The sequence below is a fragment of the Pseudomonas sp. 05N433 genome (assembly GCF_056396925.1).
In genome coordinates, this window is the sequence record NZ_JBFTML010000010.1 from 208,140 (window position 1) to 233,307 (window position 25,168).

A 25,168-nucleotide genomic window follows, 5' to 3' on the forward strand; every position below is an offset into this window, starting at 1 on the left:
ATTTGGATTTTTGAAGGGATATCGCGTCATCGTTCTTCGCGGGCAAGCCTCGCTCCTACAGGATCAGTGTCATTTCAAAACTGGCGCATGACCTGTAGGAGCGAGCGGTGCGGCGATCCGACTTGCCCGCGAAGGCATCGGTCGGCTTAGCGACCTTTCTTCCAGAGGTAACCACCCACCACAATCCCGACGCCGCAAATAATCGCCACGTAATACGCCGGCCCCATCGGGCTTTCCTTGAGCAGCAGGGTGACGACCATCGGGGTCAGGCCGCCGAAGATGGCGTAGGCCAGGTTGTAGGAGAACGACAGGCCGCTGAAGCGCACCACCGCCGGGAAGGCTTTGACCATCACATACGGCACTGCACCGATGGTGCCGACCAGCAAACCGGTCAGGGCATACATCGGGAACAGCCAGTCTGGATGATTGAACAGGCTGTGATAGAAGGTCCACGAGGTCAGCAGCAGCAACGCGCTACCGAACACGAACACCCGCCCGGCGCCAAAACGGTCAGCCAGTGCGCCGGAGGCCACACAGCCCAGGCTCAGGAACACGATGGCCAGGCTGTTGGCCTGCAACGCGGTAGTCGGCGGGAAGTGGTAAACGGTCTGCAATACAGTCGGCGTCATGAGGATGACCACGATGATCCCGGCGGACAGCAACCAGGTCAGCAGCATGGAAATCAGAATCGCACCGCGATGGTCACGCAGCACAGCGCGCAGCGGCACTTCTTCGGCCAGGGCTTTACGCAATTGCAGTTCGGCAAACACCGGGGTTTCGTGCAGCCAGCGGCGCAGGTAGACCGAGAACAGGCCAAACACGCCGCCCAGCAGGAACGGGATCCGCCAGGCGTAATCGGCCACTTCCACCGGCGTATAGAGGCTGTTGATTGCCGTGGCGACCAACGAGCCCAAAAGAATGCCGGCAGTCAGACCGCTGGTCAGCGTGCCGCAGGCATAACCGATATGCCGTTGCGGTACGTGTTCGGAAACGAATACCCAGGCTCCCGGCACTTCGCCGCCAATCGCTGCGCCCTGGATCACCCGCATCAGCAGCAACAGGATCGGCGCCCACATGCCTATCTGCGCATAAGTCGGCAGCAAGCCCATGATCAGGGTGGGTACCGCCATCATGAAAATGCTCAGGGTGAACATCTTCTTGCGTCCCAGCAGGTCACCGAAGTGCGCCATGACGATGCCGCCCAGCGGCCTGGCCAGGTAACCGGCGGCGAAAATGCCGAACGTCTGCATCAGGCGCAGCCACTCGGGCATGTCGGCGGGGAAGAACAGTTTGCCGACCACTGTGGCGAAGAACACAAAGATGATGAAGTCGTAAAACTCCAGCGCACCGCCCAAGGCAGACAGCGACAATGTCTTGTAGTCGTTGCGGGTCAGCGGACGTGCAGGTTGGGCTGGTTGCGCGATGCTCGAGGGCGCTGTGGTCATGGCAAGGGCTTCTCTTATAGTCAGATCTGCAACCTCAACAACGCTGGCGGAGGCTTGGGCAGGTTCGGCACGATAGCAAATTGTTCGAAAAAGCACATAGAGGTGCGTATTTGACGGTCGAAATGAGAACCGGACGGTCGTCTCGAAGTCTATCGACCGATATACTCACAACGTTGCAACGGTTTGTAAGGGGTTGCTGTGCGAAACCGTCGTTGGCACCCGTCAGCCGATTTCGCAGAGTTTCCCTTTAGGCGCCTTACGAAAAACGTGACGAACGTAGTATGTTCGGGGCTGAATCGTTTTTCCTTGAGACGGCTATTCACCTGAAGTACCAATGAGAGTCACGGGTCAGAGGCACCCCCGGCATGATAGAGCTCGAACAAGAAGATCCAATCCCGCAAGGCGACCTGGCCCTGCAAATTACCGCGCTTCCGCGTGAAACCAACGGCTTTGGCGATATTTTCGGCGGCTGGCTGGTGGCGCAGATGGATTTGGCTGGCACCGCAATGGCCAGCAAGGTTGCCGGTGGTCGCGTGGCCACCGTTGCGATCGATCGCATGGCGTTTCTGGTGCCGGTGGCGGTGGGCGCTCAGCTCTCCTTCTATACCCAGGCCCTGGAAATCGGTCGCAGCTCGATTCAGATGATGGTCGAAGTCTGGAGCGACGATCCACTGTCCAGCGAGTGGCGTAAAGTGACCGAAGCCGTGTTTGTGTTCGTCGCCATCGACGGCAGCGGCCGCACTCGTTCGGTTCCGCCCAGAGCTCGTTAAACAAGGCGCTCGTTAAACGCGGTGACCGTTTTGCGGTCCATAGCAGTCATTGTTCCTGATTGAGAGTCGCCCCATGAGCACGCCCACCGTCGAAGCCGTGAAACTGGATGAACTGAACTGCTGGCGCATCCGCCACGGTCAGGCCGAATTGCTGGTGGCCCAGCAAGGCGCGCACATCCTCAGTTATCAATTGGCCGGCCAACCGCCGCTGATCTGGCTCAACGACGAGGCAGTGTTCAAGACCGGCAAAGCTATTCGTGCCGGTGTGCCGGTGTGCTGGCCGTGGTTCGGCAATCTGTCGCGCAACCCGCAGAGTGTCCAGGCCATGCGCATCAGCCAGGAGCCGCCGACCGCTCACGGGCTGGTGCGAGCGATGGACTGGGAACTGGGCAGCATCGAAACCGAGGGCGAAAGCCTGAAGGTGGAATTCGTCCTGCCCTACCCCGAAGGCGGACTGCCAGGCTGGCCGCATCAGGTGGACTTGAAACTGAGCATTCGTCTGGATGAACAATTGCATATCAGCCTGACGAGCGAAAACAACGGCGCCGAACCGGTCACGATCAGCCAGGCGCTGCACAGCTATTTCGCGGTCAGCGATGTGCGCAACGTGCACGTTGAAGGGCTGGATGGCTTGAGTTACATCGAGACACTGGACGACTGGAAAACCGTCACTCAGACCGGTGATCTGCGTTTTACCGGTGAGACCGACCGCATCTATCTGAATACCCCGCCGACATTGAGCATCGTTGACCCGCATTGGGAGCGACGCATTGAACTGACCAGCAGCGGTTCGCGCTCGGCGGTGATCTGGAACCCGTGGATCGACCGTGCGGCCGCGTTCAGCGACATGGCTGACGATGGCTGGCAGCGCATGCTGTGCATTGAAACGGCAAATGTGATGGATGATGTGGTGACGCTGGCACCGGGGGCTAGCCATACCCTGGGCGTGAGCATCGCCAGCAAACCGCTTTAACACCACACAATAAATGTGGGAGCAGGCTTGCTCCCACATTTAAAAACCTACAAATCCGACTCCTTGACCACCCGCACCTGCGCCGCATCCAGCGCATACGCCGCATCCGCCAGGTCGTTGCTGACCTTCTCGATCTTCAGCGTACCGGTCACCCACAGCGGTGTGTAGATGTCATTCAGCTTCAGGCCTTTGGGATAACGCACCAGCACCAGTTGGTTAGGCGGCGGTGGTGGCACGTGGATACAAGCGCCTGGGTACGGCACGAGGAAGAACAACGTGCTGCGGCCCTTCGCATCGGATTCCAGCGGTACCGGATAACCGCCGATGCGGATGTGCTTGTCGTTCATCGACGGCACGGTCTTGGTCGAATACATCACCGCCGGCAAGCCCTTGCTCTGCTTCATGCCACCTTTTTGGGTAAAGGTGCCATTGGCTTCCGGTGAGTTGTGATCGATTTCGGGCATGGCCTCGAGGGCCTTCTGGTCCGACTTGGGCATCAGTTCGAGCCAGTCGGTTTCCGGCAGTTCGCCGGCATGGGCCAAACCACTGCCCAGGAAGAGAAGAGTCAACAGAAGACGGCGCATGAAGGTGCTCGGCAAAGGAAAGGACGGTATAACGCCAAGCATTCTAGCCCTCTCCGGTGTTGGCGCAGAGAGGGCTTTGTCGCTTGAATCAGTTCTTTTTGATCAGGCCGTAGACCACCAGCAATATCACCGCGCCCACCAGCGCACCGATGAACCCTGCGCCCTGACCCGCATGGTAGATGCCCAGGGCCTGGCCGCCGTAAGTGGCCGCCAGCGAACCGCCGATACCGAGCAGGATGGTCATGATCCAGCCCATGCTGTCATCGCCCGGTTTCAGAAACCGAGCCAGCAGGCCGACGATCAAGCCGATAAAGATGGTTCCGATAATTCCCATGGCATTTCCCTCTGATTGAATTGGCTAAAGCCTAGCCAGACTTTGGCATCCTGCCATCAGAGAACGGCGGCCTCGGAAGGTTCCGCCGCCGCCACATGAAACTATTCGGCAATCAGCGCTTCGACCTTGAGGATCTGCGCGGCAAGCGTCGCACGGTCAGCACAACGCAGGTTGGCGTGACCGACCTTGCGGCCGACCTTGAAGGCCTTGCCGTAGTGATGCAGATGGCAATCGGCGATGGCCAGGACTTTCTCGGTGTCCGGGACTTTGCCGATGAAGTTGAGCATCGCGCTCTCGCCGACCTTGGCCGTCGAACCCAGCGGCAGACCGGCAACGGCCCGCAGGTGGTTTTCGAACTGACTGCACTCGGCACCTTCGGTGGTCCAGTGCCCGGAGTTGTGCACACGCGGGGCGATCTCGTTGGCCTTGAGGCCACCGTCGACTTCGAAGAACTCGAACGCCATCACGCCGACGTAGTCCAGCTGCTTGAGTACCCGGCTGGAGTAGTCTTCAGCCAACGCTTGCAACGGGTGGTCGGTGCTGGCCACGGACAGCTTGAGGATGCCGCTGTCGTGGGTGTTGTGCACCAGCGGGTAGAACTTGGTTTCGCCATCGCGAGCGCGCACGGCGATCAGCGAGACTTCGCCAGTGAACGGCACGAAGCCTTCCAGCAAGCAGGCGACGCTGCCCAGTTCGGCGAAGGTGCCGACCACATCTTCAGGCTTGCGCAGGACTTTCTGACCCTTGCCGTCGTAACCCAGGGTGCGGGTTTTCAGCACGGCCGGCAGGCCGATGGAAGCCACGGCGGCGTCCAGGTCAGCCTGGGACTGGATGTCGGCGAACGCGGGAGTTGGAATTCCCAGGTCCTTGAACATGCTCTTCTCGAACCAGCGATCGCGGGCAATGCGCAGCGCTTCGGCGCTCGGGTACACCGGAACGAATTGCGACAGGAAGGCCACGGTTTCGGCCGGGACGCTTTCGAACTCGAAGGTCACCAGATCGACTTCATCGGCCAACTGACGCAGGTGATCCTGATCGCCGTAATCGGCCCGCAGATGTTCACCCAGCGCAGCGGCACAGGCGTCCGGCGCAGGGTCGAGGAAAGCGAAGTTCATGCCCAGCGGAGTGCCCGCCAGCGCCAACATGCGACCCAACTGGCCGCCACCGATTACACCGATCTTCATCGTCAACAACCTCAGGCGATGCGTGGGTCTGGATTGTCCAGGACGCTGTCTGTCTGCTCAGCGCGGAATTTTTTCAGCACGGTATGAAACTGCGGATGCTTGGCGCCCAGGATGCTCGCCGAGAGCAGCGCTGCGTTGATCGCACCGGCCTTGCCGATGGCCAGGGTGGCGACCGGAATGCCGGCTGGCATCTGCACGATAGAAAGCAGCGAATCGACGCCCGAGAGCATCGACGACTGCACCGGCACGCCCAGCACCGGCAGGTGGGTTTTGGCCGCACACATGCCAGGCAGGTGGGCCGCGCCACCGGCACCGGCGATGATCACCTCGATGCCACGGGCCTCAGCCTCTTCGGCATACTGGAACAGCAGGTCCGGGGTGCGGTGGGCAGAGACCACTTTCACCTCGTAAGGGATGCCGAGCTTTTCCAGCATATCGGCGGTGTGGCTAAGGGTGGACCAATCGGACTTGGAGCCCATGATCACGCCAACCAGTGCGCTCATCGTCGTGCCTCTTCTCTCTGGGCGCCCGCAGGCGCGTCAAAAAACAACAAGCCACGCAAAATGCGTGGCTTGATTGTACGAATTATGGCCAGTCAAACCGGCCGAAGGCCGCGCAGTATACCTCAATGAAGCAGATAAACAGCCCCCCATACGACCATCTGTCATACGGCGCAAAGTACCGGTTTTATTGACTTCGGGGTCAGCCTGAAATAGTTCATATCGACCTGAATCTGTAGGAGCCAGGCTTGCCGGCGAAGGCGATCTCGCGGACGCCTTCGCCGGCAAGCCTGGCTCCTACAAAAAAACATTAACCTGCCGGGTTTGGCGCTGTGCCGCCTTCCAGCTTGCGCCAGAGCAACCGCACATTCGCCTTGCGCACCAGCGCGCAGCGATACAGCCGAATCTCCAGCGGCACATGCCATTGCGGGCCACCGCAGATGACCAACTCGCCGCGAGCCAATTCGGCGCGCGCGCTCAAGCGCGGCACCCAGGCGATGCCCAGGCCTTCCAGCGCCATGCTTTTCAGGCTGTCGGCCATGGCGGTCTCGTAAATAGTGGTGAACCTCAGGGCACGCTGGCGCAACAGCATGTTCACCGAGCGCCCGAGAAATGCCCCGGCGCTGTAGGCCAGCAAAGGCACGCTGGTCTCGCCTTCCAGGTCGAACAACGGTTTGCCGTCAGCATCCGCGGCGCACACCGGGAGCATTTCAGTGTCTCCCAGATGCAGTGACGGGAAAATTTCCGGGTCCATTTGCATCGCGGAGTCCGGATCATAGAACGCCAGCATCAGATCACACCCGCCTTCACGCAGCGCATGCACCGCATCGCCGACGTTGGTGGCCACCAGCCGCGTGGCAATGTTCAGCCCTTCGTTGCGCAATTGTGCGATCCAGCGTGGAAAGAAACCCAGTGCCAGGGAGTGGGCGGCGGCGACCTGGATCACCTCGCCCTGCCCGCCTTCCAGGTGATGAAGATGACGTAACACTTCACCCAGCTGTTCGACCACGGTTCGCGCGGTCACGAGAAACAACTGCCCCGCTGCCGTCAGCTCGACCGGGGTGCGAGAACGATTGACCAGGGTCAGCCCCAGCGCGGCTTCGAGGCTGCGGATCCGCCGACTGAAGGCGGGCTGAGTCACGAAGCGTCTTTCGGCCGCCTGGGAGAAGCTGCGGGTGGCAGCCAGAGCACTAAAGTCCTCCAGCCATTTGCTTTCCAGATTCATCACGCCCTCCCGGACATGCACCAATTTAGGTCACACGTTCGCCACGTACGCGGCGTCACACCGACATTATGCCGAATGTGCATAGCCCAGTGTTTAACAGCATTGGCCCAAAATTCTTCTCAAGCCTAGCATTTGCGCTATTCCGGCATAGACCGGGTCCATATCGAGATGATTTCTATCATGTCCTCCGCTGCATCTTTCCGCACAGAAAAAGACCTGCTTGGCGTACTCGAAGTACCTGCTCAAGCGTATTACGGCATCCAGACCCTGCGAGCGGTGAACAACTTCCGTCTCTCCGGCGTTCCGATTTCGCATTACCCAAAACTGGTTGTTGGTCTGGCGATGGTCAAACAGGCCGCCGCTGACGCCAACCGCGAGCTGGGTCACCTGAGCGAAGCCAAGCACGCTGCCATCAGCGAAGCCTGTGCCCGATTGATCCGCGGCGATTTCCACGAAGAATTCGTGGTGGACATGATTCARGGYGGCGCKGGYACKTCMACCAACATGAATGCCAACGAAGTCATCGCCAACATCGCGCTGGAGGCCATGGGCCACAGCAAGGGCGAATACCAGTACCTGCACCCGAACAACGACGTGAACATGGCGCAGTCGACCAACGACGCCTACCCGACGGCTATCCGCCTGGGTCTGCTGTTGGGTCACGACGCGCTGCTGGCCAGCCTCGACAGCCTGATCCAGTCGTTCGCCGCCAAAGGTGAAGAATTCAGCCACGTCCTGAAGATGGGCCGTACCCAGCTGCAAGACGCCGTGCCGATGACCCTCGGCCAGGAATTCCGCGCCTTCGCCACCACCCTGAGCGAAGACCTGGCACGCCTCAAATCCCTGGCGCCTGAACTGCTGACCGAAGTGAACCTGGGCGGCACCGCGATCGGTACCGGCATCAACGCCGACCCGCGTTACCAGGCCCTGGCCGTTCAGCGTCTGGCCCTGATCAGCGGTCAACCGCTGGTGCCAGCCGCCGACCTGATCGAAGCCACCTCCGACATGGGCGCCTTCGTGCTGTTCTCCGGCATGCTCAAGCGTACCGCGGTCAAGCTGTCGAAGATCTGCAACGACCTGCGCCTGCTGTCCAGCGGCCCACGCACCGGCATCAACGAAATCAACCTGCCGGCGCGTCAGCCAGGCAGCTCGATCATGCCAGGCAAGGTCAACCCGGTTATCCCTGAAGCCGTGAACCAGGTGGCGTTCCAGATCATCGGCAACGACCTGGCCCTGACCATCGCGGCCGAAGGCGGCCAGCTGCAGCTGAACGTGATGGAGCCGCTGATCRCCTTCAAGATCTTCGACTCGATCCGCCTGCTGCAACGTGCCATGGACATGCTGCGCGAGCACTGCATCGTCGGCATCACCGCCAACGAAGAGCGTTGCCGTGAACTGGTCGAACACTCGATTGGCCTGGTCACCGCGCTGAACCCGTACATCGGCTATGAAAACGCCACCCGCATTGCCCGTGTTGCCCTCGAAAGCGGCCGCGGCGTGCTGGAACTGGTGCGCGAGGAACGCTTGCTCGACGAAGAAATGCTCGCCGACATCCTGCGCCCGGAAAACATGATTGCTCCGCGTCTGGTGCCTTTGAAGGCTTAACCAAACGCAGGCTCTTTTGAAGAGCACGCTCACCAGGTCGAGGGACTAGACACCTCTCACCTTTTGAGGGCTTGGGGATTTACTCCCTCAAGCCCTTTTTTTTCCAACACTTTGCGGATTTTACGAACATGTTGAATGTTTTCAGTGCCGCCAAGATCGCAGCCTTCGACAGCTTCTACAGGGTTTGACAGAGACCCGTAGAGGCTGCCGAAGGCTGCGATTTTTTGATTTTGCAGCACTTTCGTTTCGTCGATTGCACCACAACTGTGCAGACGGATGGCACTCTCCTATGTATAGTGCCGGCCCTCTTCGCGTGAGCGGTCGTCGATAACGAGACCCAAGCCCATGCGAAAGCCGAACTAATAACAACCCGCGAAATGGAACAGGGACGAACCTTCGACCCACCTGTTGTGCCACGCACAACCTGGTGTAACGCGATGTGTCGACCACCCAGTATTCGCACACACAAAAAATAGCGAGGAATAATCCATGCTCGAAGTCATCAACGACTTCCTCTCAGGGAAAGTACTGATCGCGCTCATTGTCGGGCTCGGTAGCTACTTCACGATCCGCTCGCGTTTCGTCCAGTTCCGCCATTTCGGCCACATGTTCAGTGTCTTCAAAGAGTCCCTTCACGGCCAGGCAGGCCAGCTGAGCTCGTTCCAGGCCCTGATGCTGAGCCTCGCCGGCCGCGTCGGCGCCGGTAACATCGCCGGTGTCGGCATCGCCGTGACCCTCGGCGGCCCGGGCGCCGTGTTCTGGATGTGGGTCACCGCACTGGTGGGCATGTCCAGCAGCTTCTTCGAATGCACCCTGGCCCAGGTCTACAAGCGCGCCGAAGGCGACGGCCTGTACCGTGGGGGCCCGGCCTACTACATCCAGCACGGCCTGAAGCTGAAAGGCATGGCGGTGGTGTTCTCCATCCTGCTGCTGGTCACCTACGGCTTCGCCTTCATCGGCCTGCAGTCCTACACCGTGACCCACTCGCTGCAGAACGCCTTTGCCTTCGACCCACGCCACACCGGTATCGTCCTGGCGGTGCTGCTGGCCATCACCTTCATCGGCGGCATCAAACGCATCGCCGCGGTGTCCGACCTGCTGGTACCGATCAAGACCCTGGCCTATATCGGCGTGACCCTGTACGTGATCGGCACCCAGATCGAACACGTGCCAGCCATGCTGGAAACCATCTTCAAGAGCGCCTTCGGCCTCGACCCAGCCTTCGGCGGCCTGCTCGGCAGCGCCATCGTGATGGGCGTGAAGCGTGGCGTGTTCGCCAACGAAGCAGGCCTGGGCAGTGCGCCGAACGTCGCCGCCGTGGCCGCCGTGAAACACCCGGGCGCCCAGGGCGTGGTCCAGGCCTTCAGCGTGTTCCTCGACACCTTCGTGATCTGCACCTGCACCGCGCTGCTGATCCTGCTGTCGGGCTTCTACACCCCGGGCTTCGAAGGTGACGGCATCGTCCTGACCCAAAACTCGCTGGCCGCCGTGGTCGGTGACTGGGGCCGCGTGTTCGTCAGCGTCGCGCTGTCGCTGTTCGTCTTCACCTGCATCCTCTACAACTACTACCTGGGCGAGAACAGCCTGCAGTTCCTCAGCCGCAACCGCGTCGTGCTGATGGTTTTCCGCGGCCTGGTTCTGGCGCTGGTGGTATGGGGTTCGATGCAGGACCTTTCGACCGTGTTCGCCTTCGCCGACATCACCATGACCTGCCTGGCCTTCGTCAACTTGATGGCCCTGGCCATGTTGTTCAAGGTCGGCCTGCGCGTGATGCGCGACTACGACGAGCAGCGCCGCGCCGGCGTCAAGCAGCCAGTGTTCGACTCCAGCAAATTCACCGATCTGGACCTGGACCTGAAGGCCTGGCCGACCAGCCCAAGCCAATCGGCTCCACGCGAGCAAGGCGCAGCCCAGGGCACGCCTGCCACGCAACGCTGATCGCCCTGGCGGGTGGCTCCCCGCCACCCGCCGCGACAGACCGCAACGAGTGGCGTCCTGCCACTCGACGTGACACACCTTGCGCACGCAGGCATGCTGCGGCGCAAGGTGCATTCGTCCAGGAGACCCATCAATGAATTCCGCCTCTTACCCTGCCGCGCAGCACGTCATGGTGCTCTACACCGGAGGCACCATCGGCATGCAAGCCAGTGCCCACGGCTTGGCCCCGGCGTCCGGTTTCGAAGCGCGGATGCGCGACTACCTGCACAGCCAGCCTGAGTTGGTGGTGCCGCAGTGGCGCTTTCGCGAGATGTCGCCACTGATCGACAGCGCCAACATGACCCCTGCGTACTGGCAGCAACTGCGTGAAGCGGTGGTCGACGCCGTTGATGTCCAGGGCTGCGACAGCGTGCTGATCCTGCATGGCACCGACACCCTGGCCTACAGTGCCGCGGCCATGAGCTTCCAGTTGCTCGGCCTGAACGCCCGTGTATGTTTCACCGGCTCCATGCTGCCCGCCGGCGTGACCGACAGTGATGCCTGGGAAAACATCAGTGGTGCACTGGGTGCCCTTGGCCAAGGCCTGGCGCCGGGTGTTCATCTGTACTTCCACGGTGAACTGCTCGACCCGACCCGCTGCGCCAAGGTTCGCAGTTTCGGTCGTCATCCGTTCAAGCGACTGGAGCGTCAGGGCGGCGGCGTGAAAGCTTCCTCGATACCTGCCCAACTGAACTACAACCAGTCAAGGCAACTGGCGAAGGTCGCGGTGCTGCCGTTGTTCCCCGGCATCGGCGCCGAGCAACTGGATGGCCTGCTCAACAGCGGTATTCAGGGTCTGGTGCTGGAATGTTATGGCAGCGGTACCGGACCAAGCGACAACCCCGGGTTTATCGCCAGCCTGGAACGGGCACGAGACAATGGCGTGGTAGTGGTTGCGGTCACCCAATGTCATGAGGGTGGCGTGAAGCTCGACGTGTATGAGGCGGGCAGCCGCTTGCGCGATGCCGGCCTGTTGTCCGGTGGCGGCATGACTCGCGAGGCGGCGCTCGGCAAGTTGCATGGGCTGCTCGGTGCAGGGCTTGAAACCGCTGAAGTTCGGCGGCTGGTCGAACTCGACCTGTGTGGCGAACTGAGCTGACACAACACATAACCTTGTGGGAGCCCGCTCCCACAAGATCGTTATTGGGCACATAACTTGCTCCCGTTCCAGCATCTCGACGCTGGAAGACTCCATGCTCCACTCCCACCTCACCACCCTCAACGCCGTCTCCCTGGTGCTCAACACCTTCAAGGCCGAAGGCCTGTCCAGCGAGGCGTTATTGGCCGGCAGCGGCATCAGCGTGGCGGATCTGAGCCGGGCGGACACGCGCATCACCACCAATCAAGAGATGCTGGTGTGCGCCAATGCCGTCGCGCTGCGCCGCGATATCGGTCTGGAGTTGGGCCGGCGGATGCACGTTTCGTCCTATGGCATGCTCGGGTACGCCTTACTCACCAGCGCCACTTTAGGTGACGCCTTGCAGTTGGCGCTGCACTACCCGGCGCTATTGGGAACACTGTTCGAGTTGAGCCTGGAGGAGGATGACGAGCGCATCTGGCTCACCGCGGGCGACTATCGGGAAAACCCCGCGCTGGCACCGTTCAATGTCGAGTTTTGCCTGGTCTCGATGAAAGTCACCTGCGAAGACCTGCTCGGCCACCCTCTACCTTTGCTTGGCGCTCGCTTCGATTACCCGGCACCGGACTATCAGACGCGCTACAGCGAGCGTTTCGACTGTCCGTTGCAGTTTGATGCAGCGTCCAACGGATTTGCCTTCGACAAGCGCTGGCTCGAACACCCCCTGCCACTGGCCGACGCCATTACCCACCAGGCCATGGCCGAACGCTGCCGCAAGCAAAACACCGAGTTCACCGGGCGTCAGGCCTGGCTCGGGCGCATCCGCCAATTGCTCGCCGCGCAACTGAGCGCGGCACCGGGTCTGGACGGGCTGGCCGAACAGCTGAACTGCTCGTCGCGCACCCTGCGCCGACATCTGAAGGACCTGGGATGCAGCTATCAGGAACTGCTCGATGAACTGCGATTTGAGCAAGCCAAACGCATGCTTTGCGAGGATCAACTGCCGATCTATCAAATCGCCGAAGCACTGGGGTTCAGCGAGACCGCGAGCTTCCGGCATGCGTTTGTGCGCTGGAGTGGCGTGGCACCGAGCCAGTTCCGGCCTTGAGATAAAACCAGGCACATCCGACCGGGCTGAACTACATTACGCAGCCCAATCTTTGCCGGTGTTCCTGCTTGATGCCCTTCTCTTCTCTTTGCACGCGCGCTGCCTTGCTGGCCTTGCTGCTCAACCTGCCCCTGGCCGCACAGGCCATTCAAATGGACTGGTTTGGCCTGCCCCCTCAAGCCGTGGTCGATACCCCCGAATACAAGATTGCCATCGTCCCTACAGCCGTCACGGAAAGTGCGACGGGCGTCTCACCGCCCATGGTCGGCTTGCTCAGCCAGTATCGCGGTTTGTTTTATCTGAATGTTTATCGCGATGAAAACTATCGGGAGCGCGCCTATAAGCTCGGCCCGATACCGCTGATGACTGCGCAAGAATTCCATGACTGCACCAAAAGTCAGGAAAACCTCGTCATGAGTCCCAGCGCCTCGCATATCGAGTTGGCGCCAGGCATCGCGGTGAACGAGCTGAGCTTTGAATGTGGGCGCAACGGCTGGGACACCAGACGTTACCTGCTGGTCGACAGCCGCAATCCGGGCACGCCGGTGCTGGCTATCGGGCGCTTCCCAAACGATCAGCACCTGGTTTTCCAGGCGCTGCAAGCGACCCTCCCGGACACTTCAGACGCCTGGCTCAAGGCATTGGAATCTTCGCGGCCGGCGCTGCGTTACCACGTCCCGGACGAGGCATTCGGTTTCAGCATTGCGGCTCAACCCTACGACGCCGGTGACGGCGCGAAACAACTGCGTGAGCTGCACCAGCAACTGGCCAAAGCCAAGGACAAAGGCCCGGGCCTGAAGAAAGTCGAAGAGCTGTTTCTCAACACTGACTTTCGCGTTGTCGGCGCCGACCAGAAAGATTTCGCCGGCCTGCTTAATGACATCGCTTTCTGGCGAAGTGCAAACACGCCGGACAAAGTCACCATCAATTTGTTGAAGGAAGTCATTCGCCGCGATCCTCAACGTATCCCGACCTATCTGAACATGGCAGACCTGCAGTGGTCCTGGTACGAAAAGACCCCCGCGTACACCACCAACCACGCACAGGCGTTGGAGTACTACCGAATTTACTGCGGCCTGCGCTTGGCACGCGACATGAGCATTCCCGATCGGGTCCTGGAAAGGCTGAATATCACCCAGGGCGATCCGCAAACCTGCAAGGCTCAATGGCCGCTGTTGCAAGCGGTCGACGCTCAGGATGAAACCCGCGTGCGCAGTCTTTTGGAAGCCGGCATTCCTGCCGATACCCAGGGCGAGGATGGGCGCAGTGCGTTGCTGCATTCACTGGATAAACCCAACTTTGCAATCGCTCGCTTGCTGCTGGAGCACGGCGCAAAGACCCAAGGCCTTAATGGCAGCGAGCCTTTGGTGATGCAGGCGCTGTACAAGGATCGCCGGGAAAGCAAAGACCCCGAAAAGGCCCGGCGCCTAAAATTTTTGCTCGAAGCGGGAGCCGCCATCGACGAGACCGATCTGAACGGTGAAACCGTGTTGATGCAACACGCCACGATCATGGATTCCGACCTGTTCACTTGGCTGCTCAAGTACCCTCAGAACCTCGACCTGCGAGAAAAGAAAGAAGGTCGATCCGCGCTTTACCTCACAATCGAAAGCGGCGCCTACCCTGCCGCTGCACGGTTGATCAACAGCGGAGCACAGTTGGACGTGGGTTATCGAGAAGGCACCTGCAACAGCAATGAAGAGGTACTCGAACCGGCACTGCTGCGCCTGGCCCGACGGGACCTGTCGAGCGGAATGGACCCTGTCGCCTACCAGCAACAAACGCTAGACCTGTTCACGTTGATGCTGGAAAAAGGCGCCGACCCTCGCGCCGGTCACCAGTGCAAGGGAGACAACCTGGCAGTGATGCGTTTTTGGTTAAAACAACGCAAACGTGAAGACATGCTGCAAGTACTGCAACGGTACTTCCCGGAAGAGGCAGGCTCCATTCCAAGCGCTTGAGCACTTTATTGCCCCGGACCGGGGCACTCCCGCGCCAATAAGGGGCGAATTTCGGTCAAATGTTTTGGCCACATAGATCCCCTTTTGGCCTTTCCTGCCGTTCTCCCAAACGTCGCCTGCCGCAAGACTGTGTTCAAACCGAATCAGCCTGCGGAGAACAACAATGCTGACGATCTACTCTGACGATCACCACCTGCATCACGGCCGTTGTGAATTGATGGACGGGCAATTGATGCCCTGCTTCGAAATGCCTTCACGGGCCGATCACGTATTGCAACGGGTCAAGGACCAGAACCTCGGCCCGGTTGAAGTGCCGAAAGACTTTGGCCTTGATCCGATCGCGCGCATCCACAGCCGCGACTACCTCGACTTCTTCAAAGGCGCCTGGGCGCGCTGGACCGCATTCAATACCGACGGCGACTTGCTGCCCTACACCTGGCCGGCCCGCACCTTGCGCCGAATCATGCCCACCAGCCTGCACGGCCAACTCGGCTATTACAGCTTCGACGGCGGCGCCCCGATTACCGCCGGCACCTGGCAAGCGGCGTACAGCGCAGCGCAAGTTGCCCTCACGGCCCAAGCGGCGATCCAGCGCGGCGCCCGCAGTGCCTTCGCCCTGTGCCGTCCACCGGGACACCATGCCGCCAGCGATTTGATGGGCGGCTATTGCTACCTCAACAATGCTGCCATCGCCGCTCAAGCCTTCCTCGATCAGGGCCATAAAAAGGTCGCGATCCTCGATGTCGATTACCACCACGGCAACGGCACTCAATCGATTTTCTACGAACGCAGCGACGTGCTGTTCACCTCGATCCACGGTCATCCAGAAGCCGAGTTTCCGTTCTTCCTCGGCTACGAAGACGAACGCGGTGAAGGCGCAGGCGAAGGGTTCAACTTCAACTACCCATTGCCCGCCGGCAGTGCTTGGGACCGTTGGAGCGCCGCGCTGGAACAAGCCTGCAAAGAGATCGAAACGTACGGCGCCGACATCGTTGTCGTGTCCCTGGGCGTCGATACGTTCAAGGACGACCCCATCTCCCAATTCAAACTCGACAGCCCGGATTACCTGGCGATGGGTACCCGCATCGCAGGCCTCGGCAAGCCGACGCTGTTCGTGATGGAAGGCGGTTACGCGGTAGAAGAAATCGGCATCAACGCCGTGAACGTTCTCGAAGGTTTTGAAAGCGCCCAATGAGGAATTAGAAGAATGAACAGACTCAAGCGTCTTATCGCTCCAGCGCTCTGCGCCACACTGCTCAGTGGCGCCGTCCATGCTGAAGAACGTACTTTGCGGGTCTACAACTGGTTCGACTACATCACCCCCAAAGCCCTGGACGATTTCAAGGCTCAGAACACCCAGACCAAACTGGTCTACGACATCTTCGACACCAACGAAGCGCTGGAAGCCAAGCTGCTGACCGGCAACTCCGGCTACGACGTGGTGGTGCCGTCCAACGTGTTCCTCGCCAAGCAGATCGAAGCCGGCGTATTCCAGCCAGTGGACCGCAGCAAACTGCCGAACTGGAACCACCTCGACCCCAAGCTGATGAAGCTGATCGAAGCCAACGACCCGGGTAACAAATTTGCCGTGCCGTACATGTACGGCACCATCCTGATTGGCTTCAACCCGGCCAAGGTCAAGGCTGCGCTGGGCGACAACGCACCGGTGAACAGCTGGGACCTGATCTTCAAGGAAGAGAACATCAGCAAGCTCAAGCAGTGCGGCGTGGCCCTGCTCGACTCACCTTCGGAGATCCTGCCGCTGGCCCTGCAACACCTCGGCCTGGACCCCAACAGCAAGAAGCCGGCGGACTACGCCAAGGCTGAAGCGCTGCTGATGAAGATCCGGCCGTACATCACCTACTTCCATTCGTCCAAGTACATGGCCGACATCGCCAACGGTGACATCTGCGTCGCGGTCGGGTATTCCGGCAGCTTCTCCCAGGCCGCCAACCGCGCCAAGGAAGCCAAGAATGGTGTGATCGTCGACATGCGCCTGCCCAAGGAAGGCGCGCCGATCTGGTTCGACATGCTCGCGATCCCCAAAGGCGCGAAAAACCCGGAAGACGCCTACACCTTCATCAACTACCTGCTGCAACCCCAGGTCATCGCACCGGTCAGCGACTTCGTCGGCTACCCGAACCCGAACAAGGACGCCACGGAAATGGTCGACCCGGCGATTCGCAACAACCCGAACCTGTACCCGACCGAAACGGCGATGAGCACGCTTTACACCCTGCAACCCTTGCCTCGCGATGCTGAACGGGCACGGACCCGGGCCTGGACCAAGATCAAGTCCGGGACCTGAAACACCCGGTGAATCAAAGACCCGCGCCATCGCGGGTCTTTTTTGGTCAACGGCTAATAGGGGGGGCTTTGATCTGCGCGGGTGGCAGCAATCAGGAACTCATCGCCATTTATCGCGGCGAGATCAGTCGCACACTCGCCGCCTCAGTGTTTTTCATAGATCAGCGGTTCATTTAAAAACCGGGAGGCCATCGTTCAATCCCGCCAGACCTGTCGCAACCGTGCCAGCGCCGACTCTATCGCTGGCTCTGGCACCGCCGCAAAACCCAATACCAGACCGGCGCGCTGATCGACTGGTGTCCTGGAGTCCGGTAGCCAATAGTTGCTCAAGCCATTGATCTCCACACCCACACTTTCCGCTTGTTCGATCAGTCGCCGTTCGCGGGCCAGGCTGTCCACCGAAACCGTCATGTGCAGCCCGGCGGAGACGGTGGGCAGGCTACCCACTCCGGTCATCCCCGCCGGCCAGCCGCCCAGCAAACAATTGCGACGGCTGAGGGCGGCACGCCGCATCCGGCGAATGTGCCGCTGGAAATGCCCGGCGGCCATGAACTCGGCCATCACCGCTTGAGTGCTCACTTCGGAATGCCGCACATCCACCGCCCGACGCTGCGCGAATGCGTCCACCAGGCCCGGCGGCAGCACCAGATAACCCAGGCGCAGCGCCGGAAAAGCGACCTTGCCGAAGGTGCCGACATACAGCACCCGCCCATGGCGATCGAGTGCCGCCAGCGGCGCCAGTGGCGCGCCGCTGTAACGGTACTCGCCATCGTAGTCGTCCTCGATGATCCAGCCCTGGTTGCCCTCGGCCCAGGCGAGCAGTTCCAGACGCCGGGCCAGACTCATGACCACACCGGTCGGGTATTGATGGGAAGGCGTAACGTAAGCCAGCCGGCAATCGCTCAACTGCGCCAAGGCGCTGCAGTCGATCCCCTCCTCATCCACCGGCACACCGTGCAACCGCGCACCGGCTACCGCGAAGGCATGGCCGGCAGCGCGATAACCCGGATTTTCAATCCCCACCCCATCGCCAGGCTCCACCAGCAACTGTGCACAAAGGCTGATCCCCTGCTGCGCGCCACTGGTGATCACAATTTGCTCAGCGGCGCACTGCATCCCTCTCGAGCTGCGCAAGTAGGCAGCAATCAATCCGCGCAAGCGTTCATCACCTGCCGGGTCGCCATAACACAGCTGCTGTAAATCCGGCTTACGCCAGAAAGCCGCATTCAGCTTGGCCCAAACCTCGAACGGGAACAGATCGAACGCCGGGACGCCGACCCTGAATGCGCGCGGCGGACCACCAGGCGGCACAGCCAAATGATTCTTTTCAACGCGCCCCAAAGCACTGCTGTGGATAACTTTACTGGATGGAACAACAGGTAAATCCAGCCAATTTGTGGATAAGGTTGTGGGTAACCCTGTTGAAAACCCTGTGGATACTTTTGTGGATAATTTTTTCGCCGGCAACGCCGCCTGAGGCAATTGCGCCACGTAAGTCCCGTCACCCACACGCCCCTCGATGAAGCCTTCAGCGTAAAGCTGATCGTAGGCACGAACCACGCTGTTGCGGGAAATCGATAAGGCCGTAGCCAGATCGCGACTGGCCGGCAGTCGTGTGCCGCTGGCCAATCGTCCGTCGAGTACGCGTACCCGCAGCGCTTGATAGAGCTGTCGACTCAGGCCCTGGCGGCGGTCGAGTTCGATACCCGCCGGGTTGAACGACGAGGGAAGCGGCGTATTCGACATGACAATGGACCTATGAAATTGGTCATTAATGGCTCTTACAACAGACCATTAGYCTGCCTAGGATGAAGGCATTCGCCAAGGAATTTTCCATGTATCTGCCACTTTGACGCGTTAAGGAATGAACATGAGTCAGATCGACATCCGCCAGGTCACCGCCGACGATCACGCTGCCTGGCTGCCGTTGTGGCAAGCCTACTTGCGCTTCTACAACACCGAGCTGCCCGAGGCGGTCACTCAAAGCACCTGGCAGCGCCTGCTCGACCCGAGCGAACCGACCCACGGGGCGCTGGCCTGGGTCGACGGCAAAGCGGTGGGCATGGTGCATTTCATCTATCACCGCTCGAACTGGAGCATCGAAAACTCCTGTTACCTGCAAGACTTGCTGGTGACACCCGAAACTCGTGGCACCGGCGTCGGTCGGCAACTGATCGAATTCGTCTACAGCACAGCCAAGGCCGACGGTTGCTGCAAGGTCCACTGGCTGACCCACGAAACCAACGCCACCGCGATCCAGCTCTACGAGCGCATCGCCGAACGGCCCGGTTTCATCCAGTTTCGCAAAGCCCTTTAAGGTTCAAGGAGAACACCATGTCGACTTCACTCGCAGACTGGAAAGGCGTTCCGGCGCCCTCGGTCCAACTGATCGAAGGGCGTTTCATTCGCCTGGAAAAACTCGACCCGGCGCGTCACGCCGACGGTTTGTGGAAAGCCCTGGAAGGCCCGGGCTCAGACCCGAAACTCTGGGACTATCTGCCCTACGGTCCTTTCCCGGAACGCAGTGCGTTCAATGACTGGCTGAACAACCATGCGGCCAACAGCGATCCGTATTTCTTCAGTGTGATCGACCGTGTCAGCGGCGAGGTGCAGGGCCTGCTCAGCCTGATGTCGATCGTTCCTGCCCAGGGTCGCATCGAGATCGGCCATGTGACCTTCGGCGCACCGATGCAGCGTTCGCCGAAAAGTACCGAGGCGGTTTACCTGCTGGCCAGGGAAGCCTTTGCGTTGGGCTACCGGCGCCTGGAGTGGAAGTGCAACAACGGCAATGCCCGCTCCAAGTACGCGGCGGAGCGGTTGGGGTTCAGTTTTGAGGGGGTGTTCCGCCAGCACATGGTGGTCAAGGGTCAGAACCGCGACACAGCGTGGTATTCGATTCTGGACTCGGAATGGCCGACGATTCAGGCGGGGTTCGAGCGGTGGTTGAGCGATGAAAACCAGACGGAATCGGGGCAGGTGAAAACGTTGACGGAGTGCCGCGGGTAAGCTTCGGCGCCCGGACGACACCTTCGCGGGCAAGTCGGATCGCGGCACGGTGATCCGACTTGCCCGCGAATGGCATCACGCTAATGTCTGGGCAAGTACCGCAATATGCTCCGGCCCGATCCCACAGCACCCGCCCAAATGGCTGGCTCCCCTCTTCTGCCAGTCAGCCGCCCACATCAGGTAACCCGGCGGGTCGAGATCGTCGCGTAGCGGATCCAGACCGTCGTTGGCCGTGGCCTCTTTCGGCTGCGGCGGGAAGGCGTTGGCGTATGCGCCAATGTGAATCTTCACCCCCAGGCGCTCGAAGGTTTCCCGCGCCGCATCAATCGCCGCCCCGATCACTTCCGGCTGGCTGCAGTTGAACAGCAAAGTCTCGACACCCAACTCAGCCGCCACCACAGCGGCCTCAGCCACCGGTTCACCGGAGCGCAAACGCGGCACTTCGTCGGTGTCTTCATCTTTCAAGGTAAACGACAGCCAGAACGGTTTGCCGTCCTTCGGCAGACCGGCATGGATCGCCCGTGCTTCGACGATCGAACTCTGGGTTTCGGCCAGCCACAGGTCGACATGAGGCGCCAGACCATTGACCAGAGGGCTCAGCAGTTCAGTCACCCGAGCAGCGTCGAACAAGTCCGGGCGGTAGGAGCCGAATAACGGCGGCAATGAGCCGGCCACACGAATCGCTTGGCCCGAGGCATCGACTGCACGCCGAGCCAGCTCACCGGCCAACGCCGCAAGGGCCTGGCCTTCAGCCGCGAAACGCTCCTCGCCAATGTGGAACGGCACCACCGCGTAACTGTTGCTGGTGATCACGTTGGCACCGCTTTCAATATAAGCCGCGTGCACCGCCTCCACCGCCTGCGGCGCTTCGCTCAAGGCCAGCGCCGACCACTCGGGCTGCCTGAACGGCGCCCCTCGGCGCTGCAGCTCCCGACCCATGCCACCATCCAGAATTACCGTCCCTGCGCCCATATGCTTTTCACTCATAAGCTTATGAAAATAACTCACTATCAGAGTCGTTCTTATAACTATTTAATACGCACCACTCGGTTAATAACAACCTCTTTTTTTTCAGGGATCAACTGTGAAATTTCAACCGCTGCTGGCCCTGGGCCTGACGATTCTGGCTGCCTCCACCCAAGCCTTTGCCGGCGCCACTCTGGATCGCATCGAGCAAAAGAAAGAACTGGTCGGCGTGTTGATGGAAAGCTATCCACCCTTCTCGTTCCTCAACGATCAAAACCAGCTCGACGGTTTCGACGTCGACGTGGCCAAGGCCGTGGCGGACAAACTGGGCGTCAAGCTGCGTCTGGAAACGCCGTCCTGGGATGTGATTGCCGCCGGCCGCTGGAGCGGGCGTTACGACATCTGCATCTGCTCCATGACCCCGAGCAAGGCCCGCGCCGAAGTCTTCGACTTCCCGGTCGAGTACTACGCCTCCCCTGCCGTGATCGTGGTCAATGCCAAGGACGATAGCATTCACAGCGCCAAGGACCTGAGCGGCAAGAAAGTCGGTCTCACCAGCGCCTCCAGCTATGAAAGCTACCTGAACAAAAACCTGGTGATCGAAGGCGCCGAAGACACCCAATTGCAGTACCCGTTCGAGAACGTGCAGATCGCCCCGTATGACACCGACAACGTCGCGTTCCAGGATCTGGGCCTGGGCGCTGGCGTGCGTCTGGACGCGATCCTCACCAACCTCGTCACCGCGCAACCGCGCCTGAACGAAGACAAGCGCTTCAAGCTCGCCGGCCAGCCGCTGTACTCGGAGCCGAACTCGGTGGCCATCGAAAAAGGTGACGCGCAGTGGGACGCCAAAGTGCGTGATGTGTTCGCTCAGTTGAAACAGGACGGCACCTTGAGCAAGCTGTCGCAAAAATGGATCGGCGCCGACATCAGCAAATGACTTCCTTCCCCAAACCTCCTCAGCCGCCGCAACCGGTGGCTGAGTCATTACTGCAACGGGTCTTCGGCTTCCGTACCCGGCTGTACCTGACCTGGTCGGCGATGTTCGGCTTGTTCGCCAGTTTCTTCCTGAGCTTCGACCTGAAGTTCTCGATCATCCTCGACAAACTGCCGAACCTGATCGGCCTGCACCTGGCGCCCAACGGCTTTCTGCAAGGCGCGGCACTGACGCTGTTCTTGTGCCTGTGCTCGATTGTGGCTTCGTCGCTGCTGGGCTTCATCACGGCCCTCGCTCGACTGTCGAAAAGCGCCGTGGCGTTCGGCATCGCAAGCTTCTATGCCTCGTTCTTTCGCGGCACGCCGCTGCTGATCCAGATATTGCTGATCTACCTCGGCTTGCCGCAATTGGGCGTCGTGCCGGGCGCCATCACCGCCGGCATCATCGCCCTGTCGCTGAACTATGGCGCCTACCTGAGCGAAATCTTCCGCGCCGGCATCCTCGGCGTTCCCCACGGCCAACGCGAAGCATCGCTGGCCCTGGGCATGCGCGAAACCGTGATTTTCTGGCGCGTCACCCTGCCCCAGGCCATGCGCGCCATCATCCCGCCCACCACCAACCAGTTCATCTCCATGCTCAAGGACTCGTCGCTGATCTCGGTGATGGGGGTTTGGGAAGTGATGTTCCTGGCGCAATCGTATGGACGTTCGAGCTATCGCTATATCGAAATGCTGACGACGGCGGCGATTATTTATTGGCTGATGTCGATTGGACTGGAGCTGATTCAGGCGCGGATGGAACGGCATTACGGGAAGGCGTACGTGAGCCGGTAGGAGCCGTCGAGAGCTGCGCTTTTTTTGATCCGCGACAGATGCATTTTTGCTGGAGCGCCAGCCCCCTTGTCCTGATTCACTGTAAGAAAAAGCGCCCAGTTCAAATGGGCAAAAAACAGCCGCCCTCAAGCGGCTGGCTATTTTCTACACAACCTGCTGACACCCCCCGCAGGCCCGCCGGAAGCAGCTGACATCGGCACCTATAGCCTCACTTTTAGAGTTTGGCCTCCCATCAAAAGAGGCCGTACTCGATGCCCGTTCAACACAAATACCGACCACAACACCTGGCGCTGGCCATTGCGCTTGCGCTGGGTTGCGCCGAATTTTCAAGCGCCCAACAACTACCCGCGCAAGCTGAGGCGACGAATATCGCTGAGGTAACCGGGCAGCTTGATACTGAGCCGCACCCGCTTACCCGGCTTCTAGCCTTTATCGAGGCGGACACCACCTTTCAAACGGTGATTGATGCGCCGCAGCCCGCTCGGCGAGGTACTTCCCTGAGACCGGAAAATAGAGATGACCTCATCATCGTCAAAAATGGTGGAAGCTTCGAAGGTCGGGTCGATGGCGGCAAAGGAACCAACGTCATACAGCTTGATGCAACTGACGGTGGCCGATTGGGGAATACCCGCAACTTCAACGGCCTGTATGTTTCGCAGGGATCCTGGACGCTGACCAGTACCGGAGATTTCAACAAGGGTGTGGTGGTGCTCGATGACGGCATCCTGACCAATGACGGGAAAATCGAAGGTGGGGCGATTACGGTCGGAAAGCTCTTCAACAATGGCGACATCAAAGGTCATGTAACAGTCGCGCACGGCGGTACTTTTGCAGGTGCAGGCACCGTCGGTGGCCTGGATGTCTCCGGCCGCGTCAACGTCGATGGATTGCATGGCGCCCCAAGGGTCAAAGGCAATTTGAACCTGTCCAACTCAGCCATCCTGGCCTATGAGGTCAACCCCGACGGCCGTCACGAAACGATCAAAGTCGACGGCACCGCCAGCCTCGGCAATGCCACCCTGAAAATCGTCGCAGTATCGGGTGACTATCCGCAAACCACCCAGTACACCATTATCGAGGCCGACAAGGTCGATGGGCATTTCGGCAATATTGAAAACAATCTTGCATTCATGACGGCCACCCCGGACTACAGCGACGAAAAGGCCGTCCGCCTGACCTACGCTCGCAACGAAGTGCCTTTCGAGAGTCTCGCAACCAACAAAAACGGTCGGGAACTCGCCCGCAGTATTGAAGAACCCAAAGCCAGTCCGACGGCGCAGACACCTCCCAATACCGCGAACGCCGCTGTCACGGCCCTGCTTGCCTCCACCACCGAAACAGCCTCCCAGGCCATCGACCAGCTGGACGGCGGCAACAACGCCAACCTTGCGAAAGCGACCCTGAACAGTGACAGCCCAATCAGCGCGACCATGCTCTCGGCCATGCGTCAGCTGCACAGCACCAGTAGCTACAGCAATTCCACCAGGCGCAATGCGCCACGCCTGGCCGCCGGCAGCGAAGACAATGGCCGAGTCTGGCTTCAAGCATTGGGTCACGGTGGAACGCTGGATCGCGACTACGACGCTCTGAAACACACAACCCACGGTCTGGTACTGGGAGCTGATTGGGGCATCGATGAAGAATGGCGCATCGGGGTGATGAGCGGAAAATCCGAAACGCGCCTGGACAGCCGCGGACTCGACGGCGATCTCGACAGCTGGCATTTGGGAGCTTATGCCCTGCGTCAAAACGGACCAATGTCCCTGCGCCTGGGTGCGACCTACAGCAGTCACGATGGCAGCACTAAACGCCGGGTTGCCTTCAAAGGTTTCAGCGACCGCCCCGAAGGCCGTTACGATGCCAACACCCAGCAGGCCTTTGCGGAATTGGGTTACAACCTGGGGCGGACGAACGTCAGCATCGAACCGTTTGCCAGCCTGGGCTACCAGCGCTATCAACGCGACACTTACACGGAAAAAGGTGGCGCTGCGGCTCTGAAGGTACACGGTCAAACGCAGAACAATTTGAACAGCACGTTCGGCCTGCGGCTGGCGAAGCTCAACACTCTGGATAACGGCATGCAGCTGACGCCACGGTTCAGTGCCGGCTGGAAACATACTTACGGGGACGTCTACAGCGATACCCGCCAACGATTGGTAACGGGCGGAAAAAACTTCACCGTTTCCGGTGCGCCGCTGGATCGTGACAGCCTGCTGGTCGATACAGGGCTGGACCTTGGATTGTCAGCAAGACACACCCTGGGCATCGGACTCACTGGCGAGATCGGCACCGACAGCCGTAACCACGGCGTGACGGGTCAGTGGCGAATGAGTTTCTAACAGCCACAAACCCAGTGCGAAAAAAAAAGGGGAGCA

The 25,168-nt window shown here is 60.2% G+C and carries 23 protein-coding genes; 14 read left to right on the forward strand and 9 right to left on the reverse strand.

Features of this window, described 5'->3' with window-relative positions; all coding sequences use genetic code 11:
* Positions 1–146 precede the first annotated feature (146 nt).
* On the reverse strand, positions 147–1,445 hold the full coding sequence (locus AC1DIS_RS07945; RefSeq protein ID WP_018927389.1) for an MFS transporter: 1,299 nt from the start codon (positions 1,443–1,445) through the stop codon (positions 147–149).
* 365 nt (positions 1,446–1,810) lie between these two features.
* Here AC1DIS_RS07945 and AC1DIS_RS07950 point away from each other — a divergent pair, with 365 nt between their 5' ends.
* Positions 1,811–2,215 (forward strand): acyl-CoA thioesterase, encoded by a 405-nt coding sequence (locus tag AC1DIS_RS07950; protein ID WP_007896491.1) that lies wholly within the window; start codon positions 1,811–1,813, stop codon positions 2,213–2,215.
* 73 nt (positions 2,216–2,288) lie between these two features.
* Entirely contained in the window at positions 2,289–3,188 is a 900-nt protein-coding gene (locus AC1DIS_RS07955) for a D-hexose-6-phosphate mutarotase (RefSeq protein ID WP_477743545.1), read from the forward strand.
* 47 nt (positions 3,189–3,235) lie between these two features.
* Here the strand turns inward: AC1DIS_RS07955 and AC1DIS_RS07960 are convergent, their stop codons facing one another.
* From AC1DIS_RS07960 to AC1DIS_RS07980, 5 genes are all read right to left on the reverse strand, one after another.
* Positions 3,236–3,772, reverse strand: a complete 537-nt coding sequence (locus tag AC1DIS_RS07960) for a DUF3299 domain-containing protein (protein WP_026286519.1) — start codon at positions 3,770–3,772, stop codon at positions 3,236–3,238.
* Positions 3,773–3,860: 88 nt separating this feature from the next.
* A complete protein-coding gene (locus AC1DIS_RS07965; protein ID WP_018927386.1) occupies positions 3,861–4,106 on the reverse strand; it encodes a GlsB/YeaQ/YmgE family stress response membrane protein in 246 nt (81 codons plus the stop codon).
* Positions 4,107–4,207: 101 nt separating this feature from the next.
* Complete coding sequence (locus AC1DIS_RS07970) at positions 4,208–5,290, reverse strand: 5-(carboxyamino)imidazole ribonucleotide synthase (protein WP_007934491.1); 1,083 nt, start codon at positions 5,288–5,290, stop codon at positions 4,208–4,210.
* A gap of 11 nt (positions 5,291–5,301) precedes the next feature.
* The gene (purE, locus tag AC1DIS_RS07975; RefSeq protein ID WP_003196369.1) at positions 5,302–5,793 is read right to left on the reverse strand and encodes a 5-(carboxyamino)imidazole ribonucleotide mutase; all 492 of its coding nucleotides are present in this window, start codon (positions 5,791–5,793) and stop codon (positions 5,302–5,304) included.
* Positions 5,794–6,100: 307 nt separating this feature from the next.
* Positions 6,101–7,015 (reverse strand): LysR substrate-binding domain-containing protein, encoded by a 915-nt coding sequence (locus tag AC1DIS_RS07980; protein WP_018927385.1) that lies wholly within the window; start codon positions 7,013–7,015, stop codon positions 6,101–6,103.
* A gap of 180 nt (positions 7,016–7,195) precedes the next feature.
* Here AC1DIS_RS07980 and AC1DIS_RS07985 point away from each other — a divergent pair, with 180 nt between their 5' ends.
* Positions 7,196–8,620 carry an aspartate ammonia-lyase gene (locus AC1DIS_RS07985; protein ID WP_477780816.1) on the forward strand — a complete coding sequence of 475 codons (1,425 nt, stop codon included), beginning with the start codon at positions 7,196–7,198 and terminating at the stop codon, positions 8,618–8,620.
* A 56-nt stretch (positions 8,621–8,676) separates the two neighbouring features.
* On the opposite strand, the gene AC1DIS_RS07990 is transcribed toward AC1DIS_RS07985, so the two are convergent.
* Positions 8,677–8,859, reverse strand: a complete 183-nt coding sequence (locus tag AC1DIS_RS07990) for a hypothetical protein (protein ID WP_138866537.1) — start codon at positions 8,857–8,859, stop codon at positions 8,677–8,679.
* A gap of 250 nt (positions 8,860–9,109) precedes the next feature.
* On the opposite strand from AC1DIS_RS07990, the gene AC1DIS_RS07995 reads away from it, so the two are divergent.
* From AC1DIS_RS07995 to AC1DIS_RS08020, 6 genes are all read left to right on the forward strand, one after another.
* On the forward strand, positions 9,110–10,558 hold the full coding sequence (locus tag AC1DIS_RS07995) for an alanine/glycine:cation symporter family protein (protein ID WP_477743544.1): 1,449 nt from the start codon (positions 9,110–9,112) through the stop codon (positions 10,556–10,558).
* Positions 10,559–10,691: 133 nt separating this feature from the next.
* The gene (locus AC1DIS_RS08000) at positions 10,692–11,696 is read left to right on the forward strand and encodes an asparaginase (protein WP_477743543.1); all 1,005 of its coding nucleotides are present in this window, start codon (positions 10,692–10,694) and stop codon (positions 11,694–11,696) included.
* A 94-nt stretch (positions 11,697–11,790) separates the two neighbouring features.
* Positions 11,791–12,783 (forward strand): AraC family transcriptional regulator, encoded by a 993-nt coding sequence (locus tag AC1DIS_RS08005; protein WP_477743542.1) that lies wholly within the window; start codon positions 11,791–11,793, stop codon positions 12,781–12,783.
* Between the two features lie 71 nt (positions 12,784–12,854).
* The gene (locus AC1DIS_RS08010; protein WP_477743541.1) at positions 12,855–14,744 is read left to right on the forward strand and encodes an ankyrin repeat domain-containing protein; all 1,890 of its coding nucleotides are present in this window, start codon (positions 12,855–12,857) and stop codon (positions 14,742–14,744) included.
* 163 nt (positions 14,745–14,907) lie between these two features.
* The gene (locus tag AC1DIS_RS08015; RefSeq protein WP_018927381.1) at positions 14,908–15,939 is read left to right on the forward strand and encodes a histone deacetylase family protein; all 1,032 of its coding nucleotides are present in this window, start codon (positions 14,908–14,910) and stop codon (positions 15,937–15,939) included.
* 12 nt (positions 15,940–15,951) lie between these two features.
* Entirely contained in the window at positions 15,952–17,052 is a 1,101-nt protein-coding gene (locus tag AC1DIS_RS08020) for a polyamine ABC transporter substrate-binding protein (protein WP_086945216.1), read from the forward strand.
* Between the two features lie 194 nt (positions 17,053–17,246).
* On the opposite strand, the gene pdxR is transcribed toward AC1DIS_RS08020, so the two are convergent.
* Complete coding sequence (pdxR, locus tag AC1DIS_RS08025) at positions 17,247–18,797, reverse strand: MocR-like pyridoxine biosynthesis transcription factor PdxR (RefSeq protein WP_477743540.1); 1,551 nt, start codon at positions 18,795–18,797, stop codon at positions 17,247–17,249.
* Between the two features lie 124 nt (positions 18,798–18,921).
* Between pdxR and AC1DIS_RS08030 the strand changes: the two genes are divergently transcribed.
* The gene (locus tag AC1DIS_RS08030) at positions 18,922–19,368 is read left to right on the forward strand and encodes a GNAT family N-acetyltransferase (protein WP_018927378.1); all 447 of its coding nucleotides are present in this window, start codon (positions 18,922–18,924) and stop codon (positions 19,366–19,368) included.
* Positions 19,369–19,385: 17 nt separating this feature from the next.
* Positions 19,386–20,057, forward strand: coding sequence for a GNAT family N-acetyltransferase (locus AC1DIS_RS08035; RefSeq protein ID WP_477743539.1), 672 nt, complete (start codon positions 19,386–19,388; stop codon positions 20,055–20,057).
* 75 nt (positions 20,058–20,132) lie between these two features.
* Here AC1DIS_RS08035 and AC1DIS_RS08040 read toward each other — a convergent pair whose 3' ends face one another.
* On the reverse strand, positions 20,133–21,029 hold the full coding sequence (locus AC1DIS_RS08040) for a homocysteine S-methyltransferase family protein (protein WP_064621155.1): 897 nt from the start codon (positions 21,027–21,029) through the stop codon (positions 20,133–20,135).
* Positions 21,030–21,141: 112 nt separating this feature from the next.
* Here AC1DIS_RS08040 and AC1DIS_RS08045 point away from each other — a divergent pair, with 112 nt between their 5' ends.
* The 3 genes from AC1DIS_RS08045 (at position 21,142) to AC1DIS_RS08055 (ending at position 25,132) form a co-directional block, all read left to right on the forward strand.
* Positions 21,142–21,963, forward strand: a complete 822-nt coding sequence (locus AC1DIS_RS08045; RefSeq protein ID WP_064621156.1) for an ABC transporter substrate-binding protein — start codon at positions 21,142–21,144, stop codon at positions 21,961–21,963.
* Positions 21,960–22,793: an amino acid ABC transporter permease gene (locus AC1DIS_RS08050; RefSeq protein WP_477743538.1), complete on the forward strand. Its 834-nt coding sequence runs from the start codon at positions 21,960–21,962 to the stop codon at positions 22,791–22,793. Before AC1DIS_RS08045 ends, AC1DIS_RS08050 begins: the two co-directional genes overlap by 4 nt.
* A 251-nt stretch (positions 22,794–23,044) precedes the next feature.
* Positions 23,045–25,132 carry an autotransporter outer membrane beta-barrel domain-containing protein gene (locus AC1DIS_RS08055; RefSeq protein ID WP_305410577.1) on the forward strand — a complete coding sequence of 696 codons (2,088 nt, stop codon included), beginning with the start codon at positions 23,045–23,047 and terminating at the stop codon, positions 25,130–25,132.
* Positions 25,133–25,168: the final 36 nt, after the last annotated feature.